A 17657-nucleotide genomic window follows, 5' to 3' on the forward strand; every position below is an offset into this window, starting at 1 on the left:
CTGATGCAACGTAAGAATATGAGGTCGTTTAGACTCATGGATAATGTGGAATAGGTGGCGTATGAGATGAAAAAAGCTCGCTTAATATATAATCCGACCTCAGGCCGGGAAGAAATGAAGAAACGTCTGGCTGATATTTTGCAGCGTTTGGATCAAGGTGGTATCGAAGCTTCATGTCACGCAACAACGGGTGAAGGCGACGCAACCCGCGAAGCTGAACTCGCGATTGAACGCGGCTATGACATGATTATTGCTGCTGGTGGAGATGGCACGTTGTACGAAGTGATTAACGGTATGGCCGAGCGGGAGAACCGTCCTCCGCTGGGTGTGTTTCCTTTGGGAACGACAAATGATTTTGCGCGTGCACTGGGCATTCCGAGACAGTGGGAAGATTACGTGGATCTGGTCATTAACCAGCAGCTTCGTCCGCTCGATCTGGGCAAAGCGAATGATAAATATTTTATCAACATCGCCGGCGGTGGATCATTGACTGAACTGACCTATGAAGTACCGAGTCGTCTGAAAACGATGATTGGGCAACTGGCCTATTATATGAAGGGTATTGAGAAAATGGCGAGCCTGTCTCCTCAGGAACTTATCATTCGCGCCGACGGTCAGGAAGAGATTCATGATGAATTCATGTTATTCCTCATCGCCAATACCAATTCGGTCGGGGGCTTCGAGAAGTTGGCTCCGGGTGCAACCATTGATGATGGTCTGTTCGATGTGATCGGTGTCCGCAAATGTAATCTGGCTGACATGATCCGCCTTGTAACGCTCGCGCTGCGTGGGGAGCATCTGAACGACAAAAAAGTGGTTCATTTCCAGACGAGTCATATGGAAGTTACGTCCCCGGGTTATGTGCAGCTGAACCTCGATGGAGAGTTGGGCGGGACATTGCCAGCAACATTTACGAATTTGCGTCATCATCTGATGTTGTATCGTTAAAATATTAAAAAGAAAGAAGTGAATGTACGTTGTCTAATACGAACCGCAGCGGTCGTGGAAAAAACCGCCGGAATTCGGCTGCCTCTCAGGGGCAAGGGAACGCTTCAGCGTCCCGTCAGCCAAGTCAATCATCTCGTCCATCACCACGTCAGCAAGGAAAAGAGGTGCGGCCACAAGGCGCATCTCTTTCTGCCGTTCGTCCAAAGGGGAGAACGCGTGAATCTGCACCAATCGAAGGGCTGCCCGTTAGCAAAAATGAAGAGACCGTCATCGACATCATTGGCATGAACCATGACGGTGAGGGTGTAGGTCGTGCGAATGGATACACGCTCTTCGTGCAGGGTGCGCTTCCGGGTGAAACTGTGCGTGTGCGCGTGATGAAAACCAAGAAGCAGTATGGCTACGCCAAACTGCTGGAGATCGTGAAGGCAAGCCCGGATCGTGTATCCGCGCCTTGCCCGATCTATGATCAGTGCGGAGGCTGCCAGATCCAGCATATGAGCTATGCCGGACAGCTTGCGTGGAAACGCCAGTTGGTAGTCGATAATTTGCAGCGGATTGGCAAGTTGAACGTGATGGTGGAGGATGCAGAGACGTTGGCATCCAATGTGCAGGATGATAAAGAGGGAGCCGAACAGCGTGTGCAGGATGACGCTTCAGTTGGTGAGGCGAATCAGACAACTGAACTGGCTACTTCTGAAGTGCAAATGATCGGCAGCAATCGCATTCGCCTTCGTCTCGAAGGTGTCATGAACGAAGAAGATGTAGAACAGGGCATTCGTGTACTGCCTACGATGGGCATGGACGAGCCATGGCGCTATCGCAACAAGGCACAGGTACCAATTGGCGTTACCGAGGGTGGTCTGGTAGGTGGTTTTTACGCTAAAGGAAGCCATCGGATCATCGATATGGAGAGCTGTCTCATTCAGCATGAGCACAATGACGAAGTGGTTGCGAAGGTGAAGGAGATCGGCAGTCACTTTGGAATTAGCGCATATAACGAAGAGACAGGTCGCGGCCTGCTACGTCATGTGGTCGTGAAGAAGGCGTTCCGTACAGGCGAGATGATGCTTGTTCTGGTTACGAATGGTCGAGACATTCCGTACAAAGACGAATGGATTGGCAGTATCCGTGAAGCGATTCCGCATGTCGCAAGCATCTGCCAGAACGTGAACAAGAAGCAGACCAACGTTATCTTTGGCGATGAGACCCGCGTTCTCTGGGGACGTGATGTAATCTATGACTTTATTGGCGATGTCCAGTTTGCGATCTCTCCGCGTTCGTTCTACCAGGTGAATCCTGTGCAGACGGAAGTACTGTACGGGAAAACGGTAGAGTACGCCGGGCTGACCGGCAAAGAAACCGTAATTGATGCCTATTGCGGCATCGGTACGATCTCTCTTTTCCTCGCCCAACATGCGGATCAGGTGTACGGAGTGGAGATTGTGCCTGAAGCCATCGAAGATGCGCGTAGCAATGCCATGTTGAACGAAATGCGTAACGTGAAGTTCGAAGTTGGTGCCTCAGAGGACGTTATCCCACGCTGGAAAGAACAAGGCATCGAGGCCGACGTGATCGTTGTCGATCCGCCGCGTAAGGGCTGTGATCCGCGTTTGCTGGATACGATTTTGGAGATGAAACCGGAGCGCGTGGTCTACGTGAGCTGTAATCCGAGTACCTTGGCACGTGATCTTCGTGTGCTGGAGGATGGCGGATATCGAACGGTTGAGGTAACGCCAGTGGATATGTTCCCGCATACAGTACATGTGGAGAGTGTAGCGATGTTGGTTAGGGTGTAGTGTTTTGAAGCTACATTTACCTGTTTTAATATAGCTAATTTGCCCGAGGCTTCTAAAGCTCGGGCTATAATTGTTCAAACCGAAGTCATTCATTCAGCGAAAGGCATTCAGTTTATCCGTTTTCAATGGCTTGGTGTTGTTCAGTGATTTCTAATGCCACAGTAAGACGTGGTAAAGGTATGCCTAACTTTTTTGCTTCTCTCACAACTTCAAGTACCGCAAAACCGGCTTTACTATTGTTGTATTCAATGAAAAGTCGTGGTAAGCTGCCCTTTGCAAAAATAACCTTGTTAAACAGCGTGCCGAGAAGTGCTGGTGGAATCTTGGTCAACAGTAGAGTGATCGCGTCCATCTTTGCGCCTCTTGCTTTAAGTATAGGGGTCATTTCCCGCATACTCTTACCGACATTTGCGAATGAGTCACTATGATTCAAGACGGCTGGGAAACTTCCTCGTTTTAACACCTCGGTCTCCATCGCCGCATTCATGGCAAAATGATTCCATAGCCAGCTTTGCATATCTTTTGTCCAATTGATTTTAAAATGGGCGCTTTCAAATAGTTCTTTGACCTTGTTGTTTATCTGTTCCGTGCCTACCCGTGGTTTTTCCAGAAATATCGTTTTTAAAAAGCCGCCCCTAAGCTTATTGTCCTCAATGCCGCCTCCTGCTCCTGGGAACCCAAAGACAACATTGTTCATAGACAAGGGCAAGATCGATGATTTTAAATCCTGCCAAATATTATTGAATATTAGGATAGGGGTGTTACCCGCGGTAGTTGATAGTAATTGTGCTGCTTCGGGAAGTTGCTTCGTGTTGACACTTGCAATAATGAGATCGTAATTTGGGCTTATCTCCTCATGCAGTTTGATGTTCCAGCTTTCTTGGATGAACTGTTTCCCTCTTCGTGCGTCCCAAATTTCAAGCGCTATATGACTTCCGAGGGTTTCTTTTCTCCCTTTTCTAACGTAAAACTCAACGGTATGCCCTGCCTTTTCAAAAGCCCAAGCATACTGGGTCGATATGACACCTCTACCAAAGAATAAAATTCTCATATTACCTCCTGAAAAAAAAAATCAATCCTTGTTGATGATCCAACAACGTGTTGTATAATGTTATTGTATTGATTCACTTTACGATCATCAACCATCAGATTTTTAATATCTGTCGTATAATTGATCGAACAGCAGACGGAGGCAAATAATGAAAAAGCAACCTGAAATTACGGACAAAACAAGGCAGACATTTATAAATGTATTCTGTGATTTATATAGTCGAAAACCCATCGAAAAAATATCCATACAAGAGATCGCTAACCAATCAGGATATAATCGGAGTACATTTTATCAATACTTTACAGATATCTATGAGTTGTTGGACTGCGTTGAAGAGCGTGTTTTGAAATCCATTAACGAGGAAATGGCAGGCAGAGAGTTTTCTACACATACGTTCCAGGATGCACTTCAATGCTTGGAAAATGCAGAGGACATTTCAGTTCTGAAGGCCCTTTTGGGAGACTATGGTTCTGTTCATTTTGTGGAACGCTTGAAAAGAGAAATTCCCTTTGAGCGATTAATTGTGGATTTTCCAACAGATGATGTCTTGGCACCATATATCATTGAGTTTTACATTTCGACATTAATATCTATGTTTCGTCTTTGGATACGCAACGACAAAGACCTATCGTCAGAAGAATTGGTCAAGCTGATCGATAGCCTATTTGCAAAGGGGATAACACCGTATCATATCTTTGGCGCGGTCAATCCGAAGCGCTCTGATCTGAATAAAAAGTAAAGGGACGAGGAGAAGGAGAATGAGGGCTTGACTGTAACAGAATCCCTGATACGAGGGTCGCTTGCCTAATTATTTTTGCAAGAGCCTTTTCTGGAGTGCCTACAAACAGATCATACAGATATCCTAGCGAAAAACAGTAAAGAGGAGCATTTGCTCCTCTTTACTTCAATAACTATAGTAGTCTAAAACTCCTCACTCCATCATCCCAAGCGGTAATTAATACACATGCACATCCGTACCAAGCACGGATTTGTTTTGTACGGAATTACCGGATAGATATACCTTTTGCAGATTAGGCAGCTGGCTTAGGCTCTCGATATTGGAAATGGCATTGTTCTCGAGATGAAGCTCTTCTATGGCCTGCCAGTTACTCATAAATTCGAGAGAAGCCAGATTGTTATCTTGCAGAGTAAAGGAACGTAGAGCCGACATGTTGGCAAAGTAAGGCATCATCTGGTCAACTTCAGTAACAGAGGTATTGTTTATGCTGAAATATGGCTGCTCTAAGGTCAAATGTTCAAGCACGCTGTTCTCCGCGGCCGTTTTTTGTTCAAAGTTCAGCCTGCACTCGGAGCACATCAGAGATTTGACCTGCTTTAAACGAAATAAAGCATCGCTCTCCTTATATAGTGAAGAGTCGTAAATGTTCAGAGTCTCTAGACGAGGCAAGCCGTCCAGGGCACCAAGATGGGTTATTTCATCGATCTCCCAGAGCGAGATTTCCTCCAGTTTTGGGAATTTCCCCAGCGCAGCCAAGTTCAATTCCCCGCTTCCGCCACGGAGCGTCAGACTGGTTGTAGCCGGGGCCTTTAGCCCAGTGAGAAAGGAGCTTGGAATTTCCACTCGCCCCACATTAGGCAATGTCAGCGCTTCTGCTTTCTCGTAGTAACCGGACAACGTTAATTCCCGCAGAGAGGGCAGACTGTTTATGACCTTTACCGAACTAAGCTGACTTAGAGAAGCCAGACGTAGTGTAGTAATGGAGGCCTTGTCGGCCAAGGGCTCCAGGCTTGAGAAGTTTACGTTTTCGAGATCAAGTGTTTGTAGAGCAGGCATATTTTGTACAAAGTCGATGGACTTTACATTCGTTAAAAAGGATAGCTGAAGCTCCTGAAGCTGGGTCAAGGCGTACAGCGGCTGCAGGTCTGTGGTTTCACTGTAATGTATGGATAAGGATGACAGCCCGGTCATGGAGGACAACCATCCCAGTTCATCGACAAAGGTGAGCGACAGGGACTTGAGCGGCAGCTTGTTCAACAGAAAGAAATCCGTTACAGATTCATCCACATAGGTAATGGATAACGAGCTCAGATTAGGAAACTCCAGCAGCATGGCCAATTCCTGATTGCTGCGAAGCTGAGTGGAAAGCTCCGTAATTTTAGTCTTGTCTCCAAAGTAGCCCGAAAATGTACTGAAGGATTCGTTAAAAGCGCCTCCATAACTTTTTAATCCGGACATATGGGCCAAAGTGGTTTGATCCGTCTGGGAGATTTCATAGGTATTCGTCAGGTCCAATGCCGTCAGTCCCGTAAAGGCTTCAAAATCTCGCTGATCGATCTCCTGGCCATTCAGTTTCTTGTCCTGAGTAACATAAGTGATTTTCTCGGCCTGTTCATCGCTGAAGGGATCGGAGAGGCTATATGTAAACGTCCACTGATCATTCTCCGAATACTCTACAGTTAAATAGCGAAGACGAGCCAATTCCTCCTCTGTCGGCAGGGCAGATCCTTTATCGAAGATATCTCGCAAAAAGGAAAGAAGAACCTCGCTTTCGGGCATCTTTCGTACAGGCAGATTGGCTTCTGTTTTTGAATAGGTGGAGCTGTTGCTATAATAAAAATATGTACCGATGGCGCCTGATATGACAAGCAGCAGGACCAATAACAGCCTTAGGGGGATGGAGACGGAGACGGACGGCTTCGGCGTCGCCTCAGGAACTGTCCCGTGGTAATGATTAATGGTCTGGTCTACGTAATAGACATGATTTTGCTTCAATAAAAGCTCTGTTTCACAATAGGGACACTTTAAAACTTCATCCTCCTTGTATTCAATTCTTCCATTGCAATTGGGACAGTTTAACGGGATAAACGCCACGAATGTCCTCTCCTTCATTTCATTATGATGTTCATAAGATCATGCTGAACGGTGATCTGACTTCATTATACCTTGTGAATTTACGTTTGATGAGAGAAAGAAGTTTCACATAGCGAAGGAGTAGGGAATCCAGCTCCTTTTTGATCTTCTTTAAGTAGGGCAGAGGGGAGGCATTAGACATCATCAAGCGAACTGCTGCCTTTACCGGGACGGTTTATTTATGTTTATTGAACGCGAGGGTGAGTATGTTATATTGAGGAGAGGAAAATCAAACGATACCATTACATAACAGGTGGGATGTAAGATGTTCTTTTTTATTACATTGCTCGTGTGCTTTGTTGTATTCATGTTGCTGACTTCGTTCTTCAACAGAAAACATAAAGTTCTAATCTCGTTAGTCAGTTCGCTGGTAGTGAGTACGCTGCTTCAGGCTCTGGAGCAATTTTACCTAAGCGGTATTTTAGTGGCGTCGTTTTTGGTTTATTTTATAATCGGAAATATCAGCACTTTAAAAAGCAATCAGCTTAGGCTAATCTTGGCGGTATTATTCAGTACGTCCATAGTAACACTGGTGCTCTCGTTTACATACTTCAATCAAACCACAGCTCCACCAGATGCCGAGATTCTTAGAGTTATGTTTATGTACTACCCTTTATTAGTTGTGTTTATTGCGTGTTATATCTACATGCTCCTAAGCCTGTTCAATTTTAAAATGTTGCAAGCCGCCAATCCGTTCCTCTATATCTGGAATAAGGTTCGTGCTTTCAGACGGATGATGCGTTTGTTCTGGATTATTTCACGTAAAGGTTTGACTCATTTGATTCAGCAGGATCATGCCAAGTTACCCTTTGCGATTGCTGAGGTTCTGGATAACATGGGCGGCGTGTTTGTTAAGTTTGCTCAAGTGTTATCGACCAAAAAGGACATGCTGCCTGCGAACTATATTCAAGCGTTCTCCAGTCTGCATGATCAGGTTAAACCGCTGAGCCAAGATGAACTGAAAACAATCATTGACACTAGAATCGGAAATATGGATGAAACCTATGAATCCTTTGGGATGGAGCCGATTGCTGCGGCTTCGATCGGACAGGTTCATCTGGCAAAGCTAAAGTTAACGGGCGAGAAGGTTGTTGTTAAAATTCTAAGACCTGACGTGAAGCAGAAGATGACAGTGGATTTGGATATTTTGATCCAGTTTGTCACATGGCTGTCCGAACGCTCTATCAAAATCAAGAGACTTGGGTTAATCCAGTTGGCCGAAGGATTCAAACAGAATTTGCTTGAAGAAACAGATTTTGATATCGAGGCCTTAAATACGAATCTGTTACGAAAAGCCTTCCAGGAACATGATATTCAGATCCGTGTTCCTAAAATCTACGCCGAGTTCTCAACGAAACAGGTGCTCACCATGGAATATATCGAAGGAACCAGCTTCACAAAAGCGGTGACAAACGACGTGTCGGTGAGGGTGATGCACGCATTTTTGGATCAAATTCTGATGATTGGTATCTTTCATGCGGACCCCCATCCTGGCAACCTCATGCTTACTTCTGATGGAGAAGTTGCTTTGATCGACTTTGGTTCAGTGGGATATCTAACGGATGAGGAACGAGAAGGCATCTTAAGCTTCCTGATGGGTTACAGCACTAAAGATACGAAAGAGATGGCGCATGGCTTAACGCGAGTCTGTAAGGAAGGAGATTTACTGGATCAAAAGCTGATTGAACAACGCCTTAACCGTTTGTTAGCAGAAGCATCTTTCTCACCAGACCCGACAAGTGTCATGATGAAACGTATGATGACCCTGATCACGGATATGGGGATGTCCTTAAAACCGACCATTGCTGGTGCATTCAGAGCTATCATTACGCTGGATGGTACGTTGTCATCTGTAGATGATACCTACTCTTTATCTGCAGCAAGCCAGTCCTACGCCAGCCATATGGATAAAGGGCAGATGGTTAAGGAGCGCATAAGCAAGGTCAAGGACCAGATTACGGACTACATTCCTAGATTATTGGAGCTGCCTATTCTAAAGGAAAATAAAATTACGATTGCTCGTGAGCAAAATCATTCATTGAATGATGTTATAGGCACGTTAACGGTGGGAATTTTTACGGTAATCTGTATGGTTGTTATGCTCGCAAGTTTTGTAGTTCAGAGCGAAGTCATGCGATTTCTACTTGGTCCATTATCCATATCAGGCTTTGGTGTAGGGATGACCATTTTGAGCGTATCTGTAATTAAACATTTGAAGCCTAAGGTGTAGTGTATAGATAGATCAGGATGGATGAAACAATCGTTTAATTTTTTATTAATCAATTCAATCTACGGCAAAATGCACGACTGCACTATATAACATTTTGGTGCGAATAGGATCAAATGTTACTTGATGTTGGACTTGCTTCACACGCAGCATCAGCGCTTTATTGATTTCAATTCGTTCTTCAATCACTCGCGCCAGTTCATGAAAGTCATAAGCCTGCAAGCATTCGACTTTATCTTTAATTATATCCAGTGAGATTTCCATATTAAGTCATGCCTCCTCCAAATGACGATCTGCAGGTTAAATACCTGCCGAGCTTCATTTTAGAGGAGCTTTTCCAGTTCGGCAAGAGCAATCGGGCTGAAAATCTAATAAAGACGTGATAAAATCGGGAAAGGGCAATTTCGAGATCATCGAACTTTCAATAATTTGAAGATCCAATGGAAGTAATAACAGATACTGTTGTTTGAACAAAGTTACATTTGCATGGTATAAGTGAAGAAGAAGCTAGGACACCATAATGTGAAATTGCAACGAAACTGCGAATGATCATGTAAATGATAGGCAAGCAGATGCATGAGTTACGTAAATTACTGTTTTTACTATTAATGAGGACAAAGACTGTCCTGGAATGTATAGAGGAGCTTTTGAGATGACAAAGGAAAACTTTTGGCGTGATTTACCACGACCATTTTTTATACTGGCACCCATGGAAGATGTGACGGATGTTGTGTTTCGGCATGTCGTAGGTGAAGCGGGAAGACCGGATGTGTTTTTTACGGAGTTTGCGAATACAGAGAGTTATTGTCACCCGGAGGGGCACCATAGTGTGCGAGGGCGTCTGACTTTTACAGCGGACGAACAGCCGATTGTGGCTCATATCTGGGGAGATAAACCGGAATTCTTTCGTGAGATGAGTATCGGTATGGCGAAAGAAGGATTTAAAGGCATCGATATCAATATGGGTTGTCCGGTAGCGAATGTAGCCGAGAATGGAAAAGGAAGCGGATTGATCTGCCGGCCAGCCCTTGCGGCGGAGATTATTCAGGCGGCGAAAGCCGGGGGGCTGCCGGTCAGTGTGAAAACGCGTCTTGGATTTACTGAGGTCGATGAATGGCGCGACTGGTTGACCCATATTTTGCAACAGGACATTGTGAATCTATCTATTCACTTGCGGACGAGAGAAGAAATGAGCAAAGTAGACGCTCACTGGGAACTGATTCCGGAGATTAAAAAACTTCGTGATGAGATAGCTCCTAATACATTGCTGACGATTAATGGGGATATTCCTGACCGTGAGACGGGCCTCCGACTAGCTGAGCAATATGGTGTGGATGGCATTATGATAGGACGCGGTATCTTCCAGAATCCGTTTGCTTTTGAGAAGGAGCCGAAGGAACACAGCAGCACGGAATTGCTTGATCTGCTACGGCTGCATTTGGATCTCCATGATCAATATTCCGAGCTTGAACCGCGTTCGTTCAGCCCGCTCGCCCGTTTTTTCAAAATCTATGTTCGTGGCTTCCGCGGTGCTAGTGAGCTGAGAAACAGCTTGATGAACGCCAAAACCACTTCTAAAGTACGCGAATTGCTCAATGAGTTTGAAAGTAATGAACAGGTGGAGTAAGGCCGTAATCATGGATACGGAGTATGATTCAGGTAGATTTAATAAAAAAAGAAGCGGTAACTTTTCCGCTTCTTTTTTTGCTTTGCTGTTTAACGCGTATACTCTGGCTTCTCTATTGCGACTGGCTGAGGATTGGCAAGCACCCATAATACCGCCAACTCGGATAACCTGGCAGGCGCATCAAAATCGTATCCATTGCGAAGTCTGCTGACCAAATCTGCTGCCTCTTGGAGAAGTGCAGGAGCTAGTGGCGTACCAGAGCCCAGGTGACGAATCAGTGCATCCAGCATCTTGCGATACTCCGCATCCCAGTTTCCACCGCCATTATCCAATACTTCATGGGACACACGTCCTGTGATGCGGATGACCTCTCCCTGCACCGTTTGAGCGTGGCCCTGAGCCGGAATGAGATATTCCCACAGCTCTTGGTGCTGTTTGGTCCAAGTGGTTGCCTTTACCTGAATGGGGGTATTCCCATCGTGCATGATCCGATTCACTACCGGCTCGACATCAAATAACTTGTATAGTTTAATCAGCGCGTCTGAAACTTCATCGACCTTGTCCTTATTGAACTTCTCACGGACGAATTCAAAATCCTTACCGATCCGCTTCACCGATTCTTTCATTTCCGGGGTGACCGATGCTCCGGCAACCAGCAGAATTGCGGCAATCTCTGCCAGATTGACTATATCGCTATTCTGGCAATTGACTAAGCCCTTGGCTAATGGCGTATTTCCCTGTTTATTTTCTACGTTAATCGTAGCGCCTTGGTTTACCAACGCTTGAACCACTGTGGTTCTATATCCACTGACCGCTGCATGTAACGGTGTTTCATTTTGGTAGTCCACAGCGTCCAGATCTGCACCTAATTCAAGGAACAGGGGTACATTTCCTGACCAGTGTGAGGCATGGGCATGTAAGGGCGTGCGTTGATATTTGTCGCGTGCATTAATATCTGCCCCTTGCGCTACCAGCCAGCGGACCAATTCATCCGATATTTGACGAAAGCTGAGGGTCGTACCTTTGCTGTATCCCCCACGGGCATCCCATTCGCATTGCTCGAAAACCTCTTTTACGGTAGCGATATCATTATCTTTAACGAGTTTTTCCATATGAGCAGGTAAGGTTGCTTTCTTCGTAGCCATTACACTCTTCCTCTCTTTTGTGAATAACAACGTATGTTCCAATGGTAGGCTATGACAATTTAATAGTAAGTAGATAATTTTCTGCAATTTTATCACATAGGGGAATTTAAAACCAATAACTGGGTTTCTTCCATCGTCAATTTGTTTTGCTATGTTATAATTTAGGTGAATGTTGATACTGGAGCCGGATTGAAAAATATTTGAGATGATCACCGCAATTTATGCGGTAGGCTTTTGATAATAGGAGGATTTATGTCCTGGAGTAAATTGAAGCAACAACTGGAGAGTTTTCTTAGTCCCGCGTTAGTTGGAAGGGTGGAGTACCGTGCTACCAGCTATCGCTATTCACCTGATAAATCAGGCAATTGTTATATTACTGTAGATAAAAAAAATGTACTCAACATGAGTGATACTACAACCCCAATCCGATGGTATCAGACAGAGCAGGAGATCAAGAGCGATCCGGAGATCATGATTCCTGTGAGCGATGAAGAGATTGAAGCTATCAGAAAAGATTCCAAAGGACCCATTCCCGAGGATCGTCTTCAAGTCATGGCAAGAAGTAGAAAAATCTCCGTACATGCCAAAGAACTGTTGTTGGCTCAGACCGCACTCAGTAAATCGAATTTTACCGTTGCAGCTACGACGTATTTATCCACTTCTATAGAGGATAATCTGGAGAGCAAGGATATCTTGTTTAATATTCTGGCTCTAATGGACAGAAGAGTTGGCAAAAAGCGAATTCTGAACATGTCTGAGCAGGTCAAATTAAAGCATCCTGCCGTTCAGTATTTTTATGAACTGCGTCGTCGTACGGTGTGAAATTGAATAACATTCACGGATAGAGGTACACTGTGTCGGTGACGGTTTCACTGAAATCTGCCTGACAAGTGGATATAGCTTTTAACTATAACCAGTTATGGTTTTTAAGTATCCCTTCTAACTGCTCTCAGCGTGATATGATCATTGTATACAACGAGGGGGTTTTTTACATGACTGATAAGTTCCAGATCGTAGGAAGTTTATTGCGGCCGGATGAGCTGCTGAAATATAAAACGCAAATTGAACATAATGATGATATCCAATATCCGTTCTATGAAAACTACGAAGGATATGAAAAGTGCGAGACGGAGGCTATCAAACAAGTTGTCGCTAAGGAAATCGAACATAACTTGTCCGTTGTTACCGATGGAGAATTTTCCAAATCGATGTGGCATCTGGACTTTGTATGGGGATTTGGCGGCGTGAAGCGTTACATCGCGGATCACGGCTATTTCTTCAGAGATGTGGACGGAACTTCGAAATATGAAACACGCAAAGATATTGGACTGCGCATCACTGATAAATTGAGTGGAAAGAACCATCATTTCATTCAACTGTTCCAACAACTGCAAGACACGGCTGGCGAGCAACAAACGAAACTTTGTGTACCGTCTCCTTCCCATATTTTCGGTGAGCTTTCCTGGTCGGATAACATTGGTGGAACGGATTCTGTATATCAGAATATACAGGAACTCAAAGAGGGTCTTGTGATCGCGTATAAGGAATTCGTGGAGGAATTCGCTGCAGTGGGCGGTAAAATTCTGCAATTCGATGATTGCTTGTGGGAGCTGTTTGCAGACGACAACCCGAACTCTCCTTTTACAGGGGAAAATATTAATCAAGATGAAGTAAAGGGTCTCGCTACCGAATTCATTGATATTAATAATACCGTGATTGACTTTGGTCATAGCCTTGGTTTGAAAATGTGGACACATAACTGCCGCGGCAATTATGATTCCCGCAACATGGGTGGTGGATCGTATGCCAAAATTGCGAATCTGTTCCTGAAGCAATTGAAGTATGACCGTTTCTTCCTGGAGTGGGATGATGATCGTGCGGGTTCAATTGAAGCTCTGGAAGTGTTCAAGGACAGACCGGAAACGGAAATTGTACTGGGTCTGTTGTCATCCAAAACGAGTACACTCGATGATGAAGCACGTGTTGTCCGTTTGCTGGACGAAGCTTCCAAAATCATCGATAAGGATCGGCTGCTGCTGTCTCACCAATGCGGCTTTGCATCTTGTGATGGCGGTAATGAATTAAGCGAAGCTCAGCAATGGGCGAAGATTGATCAAGGGCAGAAGATTGCAAAGCAATATTGGGGCAGCACGATCTAGGATTTAAGCTGAATGTATTGTGACCTTATAAACACAATGTTTGATCAATAGTGTTATGCACGATAATGAAACGGCGACTTTTCCTCTGGAATCTATCCAGGGAGAAGCCGCCGTATTTGTTGTGGAACGTACACATGGTTAGGTTCTCATGTCTATAACTTTTTTAAACTAATGATGACGCATAGGCATGTCTTTCTTTATTACTGCGATTCACGCTGAGCCAGCCATTCCTTTTTCAACAAAGCATATTGATACGTATTCTCGTATTTCGGTGTGCCGTCCTCATTTTTGACAAATGAAATGAACTCCATAAAAAGACCTTCCCGGCGCATGCCCAGCTTCTCACACAGTTTCTGAGAACGGAAGTTATCATCCTCGACATAGGCGTACAGTCTTCTTATTCCCTGTTCCATAAAGAGATTTTCGATGAAAGCATTGGCGCTCTCACTGGCGTACCCTTTCCCTTCATATCTGCCATTAAAATTCCAACCAATACTATACGTATCTGAATTCGAATCCTTATCCGTATCGGAATCACGATCTTCCCTCATACCAAACAGCTCACCGATCAGCTCGTTACTGTCTTTCAGGCAGACCGCGATGTGGGAATCGTCACTGCTTCTTTTTGCGACCTCTGTCTCCGCGTCTTCCAATGTTAAAATTCGTTGATCCATAAAACAATTCACTCTGGGATTTGCCGTGTATTCCAATAGTCCGGCTGCGTCCGTTACGGTGAAATTTCGCAGGATTAATCGATTGGTTTCAAGTGTTTGCATAAGATATACCTCCGGTTTTCATATCAATAGATTGGCTATGTTCATGTTGTATCTCTTTTTATTTTACGAGACTCCCTATTCGTACTATAACTGGGTATAGCCTTGGGTTTGGCTTTGGCTTTGGTACTGTCTGACCGGGAGAACAATCCCACCAATTTCTCCCTATAGATATAACCGAGTACAAACCCGATTACAGCGATAACAGAAATAATAATGGCGATTGTGTATTGTTGCATATGAATTGTGGACCCTACAACGGTAGATGCGATGATCCACGGCAGACGACCAACGATAAGGATCGTGAAGAACCTAAACGAACTAATCGATGTAAGTGCGGCGACAAATACAAGCATGTCTTTGGGCAAGCCGGGAATTACGAAAAAGATAAATAAAAAAGCGGAGAACTTCTTTTCATCATGAATTAACGACATCCACTTATTATTTTTCTTTTGCATTAGTCGTGAAATATAGGCGCGACCGATATAACGGGTGAAATAAAAGGCGATCGCTGAGCCTATAATCAAGCCTATTGTAGTATACAAGGACCCAATTGTAACCCCATAGATATAACCGCCTGCAATCTGTACCACTTCACCTGGAATAGGTGCAACCACGATCTGAAGAATCTGGAATAAAATAAACATGACCGGACCCCAATGGCCTGTTGAATGAATATACGCTCTGAAATTGTCCATGGAAGACATGATTTTAATAATGGCAGGAGAATAATACACCAGTAAACCAATGGACAACATGATGAACAGACCCAACAATATGTTAATCATTACTTTTTTCGAAGTTTGTGGCATTCCTGACGACCCCTTTGTGTAATAACTTCTACATATTTACAGTATAAGACGAAATTATTAAGAGATACCTACATAACTTCTGAAGAATTCTTAAGTCGATTGTATTTGCTGGTAGTCGCTAATAGCGCATATTATACTGAAATTAGACGGAGGGATCAGATGAGCAAGAAAATTCTAATTGCTGATGATAACAGTGAAATTCGTGAAATTGTAAGGATTTTGTTAGAGAGTGAGAATTATGAAGTGATTGAAGCGATAGATGGTCAAGATGCGATTGATAAAGTGAACGAAGAGACGGATCTCATTATTTTGGATATGATGATGCCCAATAAATCGGGGCTGAAGGCGTGTCTGGAGATTCGTGAAAAAACAAGCGCACCGATCCTGTTTCTCACAGCGAAAACGCAGGATTCTGACAAACAATTGGCCTTTTCCTCAGGCAGTGATGACTTTTTGTCCAAACCCTTTTCCTATACAGAACTTGTTTCGCGGGTGAAGGCTTTACTGCGGAGATATTATATATATCGGGGCAAGGAGAAGACCGAAGAAAAGGACCAAATTATCATTAAGGATCTTACCGTCCATCAGGATTCAAAAGCCGTGTTTGTTGGGGAGAAGGAGATTGCTCTAACTGAAATTGAATATCAGATTTTGCTGCTGTTGGCTAAGAAGCGACGAAAGGTATTCTCGGCAGAAAATATATATGAGAGTGTTTGGGGGCAACCCTATTTTTATACGTGTAATAACACGGTCATGGTTCATATTCGTAACTTGAGAGGCAAACTGGAGGATGACCCGCAGAACCCTAAATATGTGAAGACCGTTTGGGGGAAGGGGTACAAAATTGAATAGATTATTAATCGGAAAAAAGCTGAAGATTAAACTGGTTCTGGCGGTTGTCATTTCTTTGGTCATTTCCATAAGTGCACTCGTTATTTTACAAGTTGTTGGCGAGACTGTATTGGATAGTTATTTAAGCAAATCCACTTTTGTAGAGAACAGGCAGCAAGATGCGCTTGATCGATTCGAAGCATTTGTGGATAATCAGAACGTGTCAACCCGTAATCATGAGCAACTGTCTGCTTGGATAAGACATGAGCGCTACTTAAATCTGTATATTTTTGCAAAAGACAAATTGATATTTTCCTCCAACACGGAGATTGATCCTGCCATTAATGAAGAACTGTTAACTCAATTCGTGCCATCAAAAATACCCATCACCACCATCCATTTTGCGGATCAGGATGCCCAGATATACTTGGTTAGCTTTTATGAGTATCAATACTACAACCTCATTCTGATTATTGGTGTTTTCATAGCGGCCATTGTGTTCCTTGTTTCCTTTCTACTGATGATTAATAAGAAAACATCTTATATTGGCGTGCTTGAACAAGAGATCAAAATACTCGAAGGTGGAAATTTGGATTATTCGATTACGATATCGGGAAAGGATGAACTGTCATCTCTGGCCCAGAGTATTGATGAGATGAGGAAATCATTTGTGGAGCGGCTGGGCAGCGAGGAGAGGGTCAGGATGGCCAACCGTGAATTGATCACGGCGATTTCCCATGATTTGCGAACACCACTCACGATTCTATTAGGATATATGGATATCATAGAGCTCAACAAATATAAGACACATGAGGATCTGTTGCAGTATATTCATAATAGCCGGGAGAAGGCCTATCAGATCAAAGTGCTGTCGGACAAACTATTCGAATATTTTACGGTATCCTCTGCCGCTGAAGAAGAGGAAGTAGAGTTTGAAATGTATGAGGGCAGAGCGCTTATCGATCAACTCATAGATGAGCAATTAGTGGTTTTGGACGATATAGATGTGCAGGTTCAGACAGATGCACATCATGAGGAGTTTTTGCTGGAAATCAATCTGGTCGCCATGCGTCGCGTAATGGATAACATATTTTCAAATATTCGAAAATACGCCGATCCAGTGCATCCCGTTCATATCCAGATTTCTTTGAAGCAACAATGGGTCATTCTTGAGGTAGAGAATAAGATTAAACGTGTTGGCAAAAAGAATGATAGCAACGAAATCGGGCTCGTTAGTTGTCAGAAAATGATTCAGCAGCACAACGGGACGTTGACGGTGTCACAGGAAGAAGATATCTTTTCACTACAGATTACGCTACCTGTCATCTTCAACAAACCAACTCAGACTCATATATAACGTATCTCTTGAAATGATACTGATTGTCTTCCGTGGGATTTCTCTGGCTGTCTGAT

At 44.1% G+C, this 17657-nt stretch carries 15 protein-coding genes; 9 read left to right on the top strand and 6 right to left on the bottom strand.

The features are described from left to right. The first annotated feature begins 66 nt into the window (after window positions 1-66). The gene (locus J2X75_RS28050; RefSeq protein ID WP_017690659.1) at window positions 67-948 is read left to right on the top strand and encodes a diacylglycerol kinase; all 882 of its coding nucleotides are present in this window, start codon (window positions 67-69) and stop codon (window positions 946-948) included. A 29-nt stretch (window positions 949-977) separates the two neighbouring features. After that, window positions 978-2747, top strand: coding sequence for a 23S rRNA (uracil(1939)-C(5))-methyltransferase RlmD (gene rlmD, locus J2X75_RS28055; RefSeq protein ID WP_310342555.1), 1770 nt, complete (start codon window positions 978-980; stop codon window positions 2745-2747). 112 nt (window positions 2748-2859) lie between these two features. On the opposite strand, the gene J2X75_RS28060 is transcribed toward rlmD, so the two are convergent. Continuing rightward, entirely contained in the window at window positions 2860-3798 is a 939-nt protein-coding gene (locus tag J2X75_RS28060; protein WP_310342557.1) for a ketopantoate reductase family protein, read from the bottom strand. 148 nt (window positions 3799-3946) lie between these two features. On the opposite strand from J2X75_RS28060, the gene J2X75_RS28065 reads away from it, so the two are divergent. Beyond that, window positions 3947-4537 (top strand): TetR/AcrR family transcriptional regulator, encoded by a 591-nt coding sequence (locus tag J2X75_RS28065; RefSeq protein WP_310342559.1) that lies wholly within the window; start codon window positions 3947-3949, stop codon window positions 4535-4537. A gap of 216 nt (window positions 4538-4753) precedes the next feature. Here the strand turns inward: J2X75_RS28065 and J2X75_RS28070 are convergent, their stop codons facing one another. Then, complete coding sequence (locus J2X75_RS28070; protein ID WP_310342562.1) at window positions 4754-6532, bottom strand: leucine-rich repeat domain-containing protein; 1779 nt, start codon at window positions 6530-6532, stop codon at window positions 4754-4756. 403 nt (window positions 6533-6935) lie between these two features. Here J2X75_RS28070 and J2X75_RS28075 point away from each other — a divergent pair, with 403 nt between their 5' ends. Next, entirely contained in the window at window positions 6936-8900 is a 1965-nt protein-coding gene (locus J2X75_RS28075) for an ABC1 kinase family protein (RefSeq protein ID WP_310342564.1), read from the top strand. Between the two features lie 54 nt (window positions 8901-8954). On the opposite strand, the gene J2X75_RS28080 is transcribed toward J2X75_RS28075, so the two are convergent. Then, window positions 8955-9161, bottom strand: a complete 207-nt coding sequence (locus J2X75_RS28080; RefSeq protein WP_105602092.1) for a DUF2536 family protein — start codon at window positions 9159-9161, stop codon at window positions 8955-8957. Between the two features lie 388 nt (window positions 9162-9549). On the opposite strand from J2X75_RS28080, the gene J2X75_RS28085 reads away from it, so the two are divergent. Continuing rightward, a complete protein-coding gene (locus J2X75_RS28085) occupies window positions 9550-10524 on the top strand; it encodes a tRNA dihydrouridine synthase (RefSeq protein WP_310342568.1) in 975 nt (324 codons plus the stop codon). Between the two features lie 89 nt (window positions 10525-10613). Here J2X75_RS28085 and J2X75_RS28090 read toward each other — a convergent pair whose 3' ends face one another. Beyond that, a complete protein-coding gene (locus J2X75_RS28090) occupies window positions 10614-11669 on the bottom strand; it encodes an ankyrin repeat domain-containing protein (protein ID WP_310342570.1) in 1056 nt (351 codons plus the stop codon). A 252-nt stretch (window positions 11670-11921) separates the two neighbouring features. Here J2X75_RS28090 and J2X75_RS28095 point away from each other — a divergent pair, with 252 nt between their 5' ends. Together J2X75_RS28095 and J2X75_RS28100 are read left to right on the top strand one after the other, a co-directional pair. Continuing rightward, window positions 11922-12491, top strand: coding sequence for an SF0329 family protein (locus J2X75_RS28095; RefSeq protein ID WP_017690631.1), 570 nt, complete (start codon window positions 11922-11924; stop codon window positions 12489-12491). A 170-nt stretch (window positions 12492-12661) separates the two neighbouring features. Then, window positions 12662-13828, top strand: a complete 1167-nt coding sequence (locus tag J2X75_RS28100) for a cobalamin-independent methionine synthase II family protein (RefSeq protein WP_310342573.1) — start codon at window positions 12662-12664, stop codon at window positions 13826-13828. Between the two features lie 200 nt (window positions 13829-14028). On the opposite strand, the gene J2X75_RS28105 is transcribed toward J2X75_RS28100, so the two are convergent. Both J2X75_RS28105 and J2X75_RS28110 read right to left on the bottom strand, forming a co-directional pair. Continuing rightward, on the bottom strand, window positions 14029-14604 hold the full coding sequence (locus J2X75_RS28105) for a GNAT family N-acetyltransferase (protein ID WP_310342576.1): 576 nt from the start codon (window positions 14602-14604) through the stop codon (window positions 14029-14031). Window positions 14605-14645: 41 nt separating this feature from the next. Continuing rightward, a complete protein-coding gene (locus tag J2X75_RS28110; protein ID WP_091019743.1) occupies window positions 14646-15413 on the bottom strand; it encodes a TVP38/TMEM64 family protein in 768 nt (255 codons plus the stop codon). 159 nt (window positions 15414-15572) lie between these two features. Between J2X75_RS28110 and J2X75_RS28115 the strand changes: the two genes are divergently transcribed. Both J2X75_RS28115 and J2X75_RS28120 read left to right on the top strand, forming a co-directional pair. Continuing rightward, window positions 15573-16265 (top strand): response regulator transcription factor, encoded by a 693-nt coding sequence (locus tag J2X75_RS28115; protein ID WP_307539876.1) that lies wholly within the window; start codon window positions 15573-15575, stop codon window positions 16263-16265. After that, window positions 16258-17601, top strand: coding sequence for a HAMP domain-containing sensor histidine kinase (locus J2X75_RS28120; RefSeq protein WP_310342581.1), 1344 nt, complete (start codon window positions 16258-16260; stop codon window positions 17599-17601). Before J2X75_RS28115 ends, J2X75_RS28120 begins: the two co-directional genes overlap by 8 nt. Window positions 17602-17657: the final 56 nt, after the last annotated feature.

Origin of the sequence: Paenibacillus sp. 2003, assembly GCF_031455635.1 — a bacterium.
GTDB lineage: Bacteria > Bacillota > Bacilli > Paenibacillales > Paenibacillaceae > Paenibacillus > Paenibacillus amylolyticus_B.

Bases quoted from the DNA above. Each gene is read 5' to 3' on its own strand.
- J2X75_RS28050 (WP_017690659.1), top strand. From the start codon at position 67: ATGAAAAAAGCTCGCTTAATATATAATCCGACCTCAGGCCGGGAAGAA.
- J2X75_RS28060 (WP_310342557.1), bottom strand. From the start codon at position 3,798: ATGAGAATTTTATTCTTTGGTAGAGGTGTCATATCGACCCAGTATGCT.
- J2X75_RS28065 (WP_310342559.1), top strand. From the start codon at position 3,947: ATGAAAAAGCAACCTGAAATTACGGACAAAACAAGGCAGACATTTATA.
- J2X75_RS28075 (WP_310342564.1), top strand. From the start codon at position 6,936: ATGTTCTTTTTTATTACATTGCTCGTGTGCTTTGTTGTATTCATGTTG.
- J2X75_RS28080 (WP_105602092.1), bottom strand. From the start codon at position 9,161: ATGGAAATCTCACTGGATATAATTAAAGATAAAGTCGAATGCTTGCAG.
- J2X75_RS28085 (WP_310342568.1), top strand. From the start codon at position 9,550: ATGACAAAGGAAAACTTTTGGCGTGATTTACCACGACCATTTTTTATA.
- J2X75_RS28090 (WP_310342570.1), bottom strand. From the start codon at position 11,669: ATGGCTACGAAGAAAGCAACCTTACCTGCTCATATGGAAAAACTCGTT.
- J2X75_RS28095 (WP_017690631.1), top strand. From the start codon at position 11,922: ATGTCCTGGAGTAAATTGAAGCAACAACTGGAGAGTTTTCTTAGTCCC.
- J2X75_RS28100 (WP_310342573.1), top strand. From the start codon at position 12,662: ATGACTGATAAGTTCCAGATCGTAGGAAGTTTATTGCGGCCGGATGAG.
- J2X75_RS28105 (WP_310342576.1), bottom strand. From the start codon at position 14,604: ATGCAAACACTTGAAACCAATCGATTAATCCTGCGAAATTTCACCGTA.
- J2X75_RS28110 (WP_091019743.1), bottom strand. From the start codon at position 15,413: ATGCCACAAACTTCGAAAAAAGTAATGATTAACATATTGTTGGGTCTG.
- J2X75_RS28115 (WP_307539876.1), top strand. From the start codon at position 15,573: ATGAGCAAGAAAATTCTAATTGCTGATGATAACAGTGAAATTCGTGAA.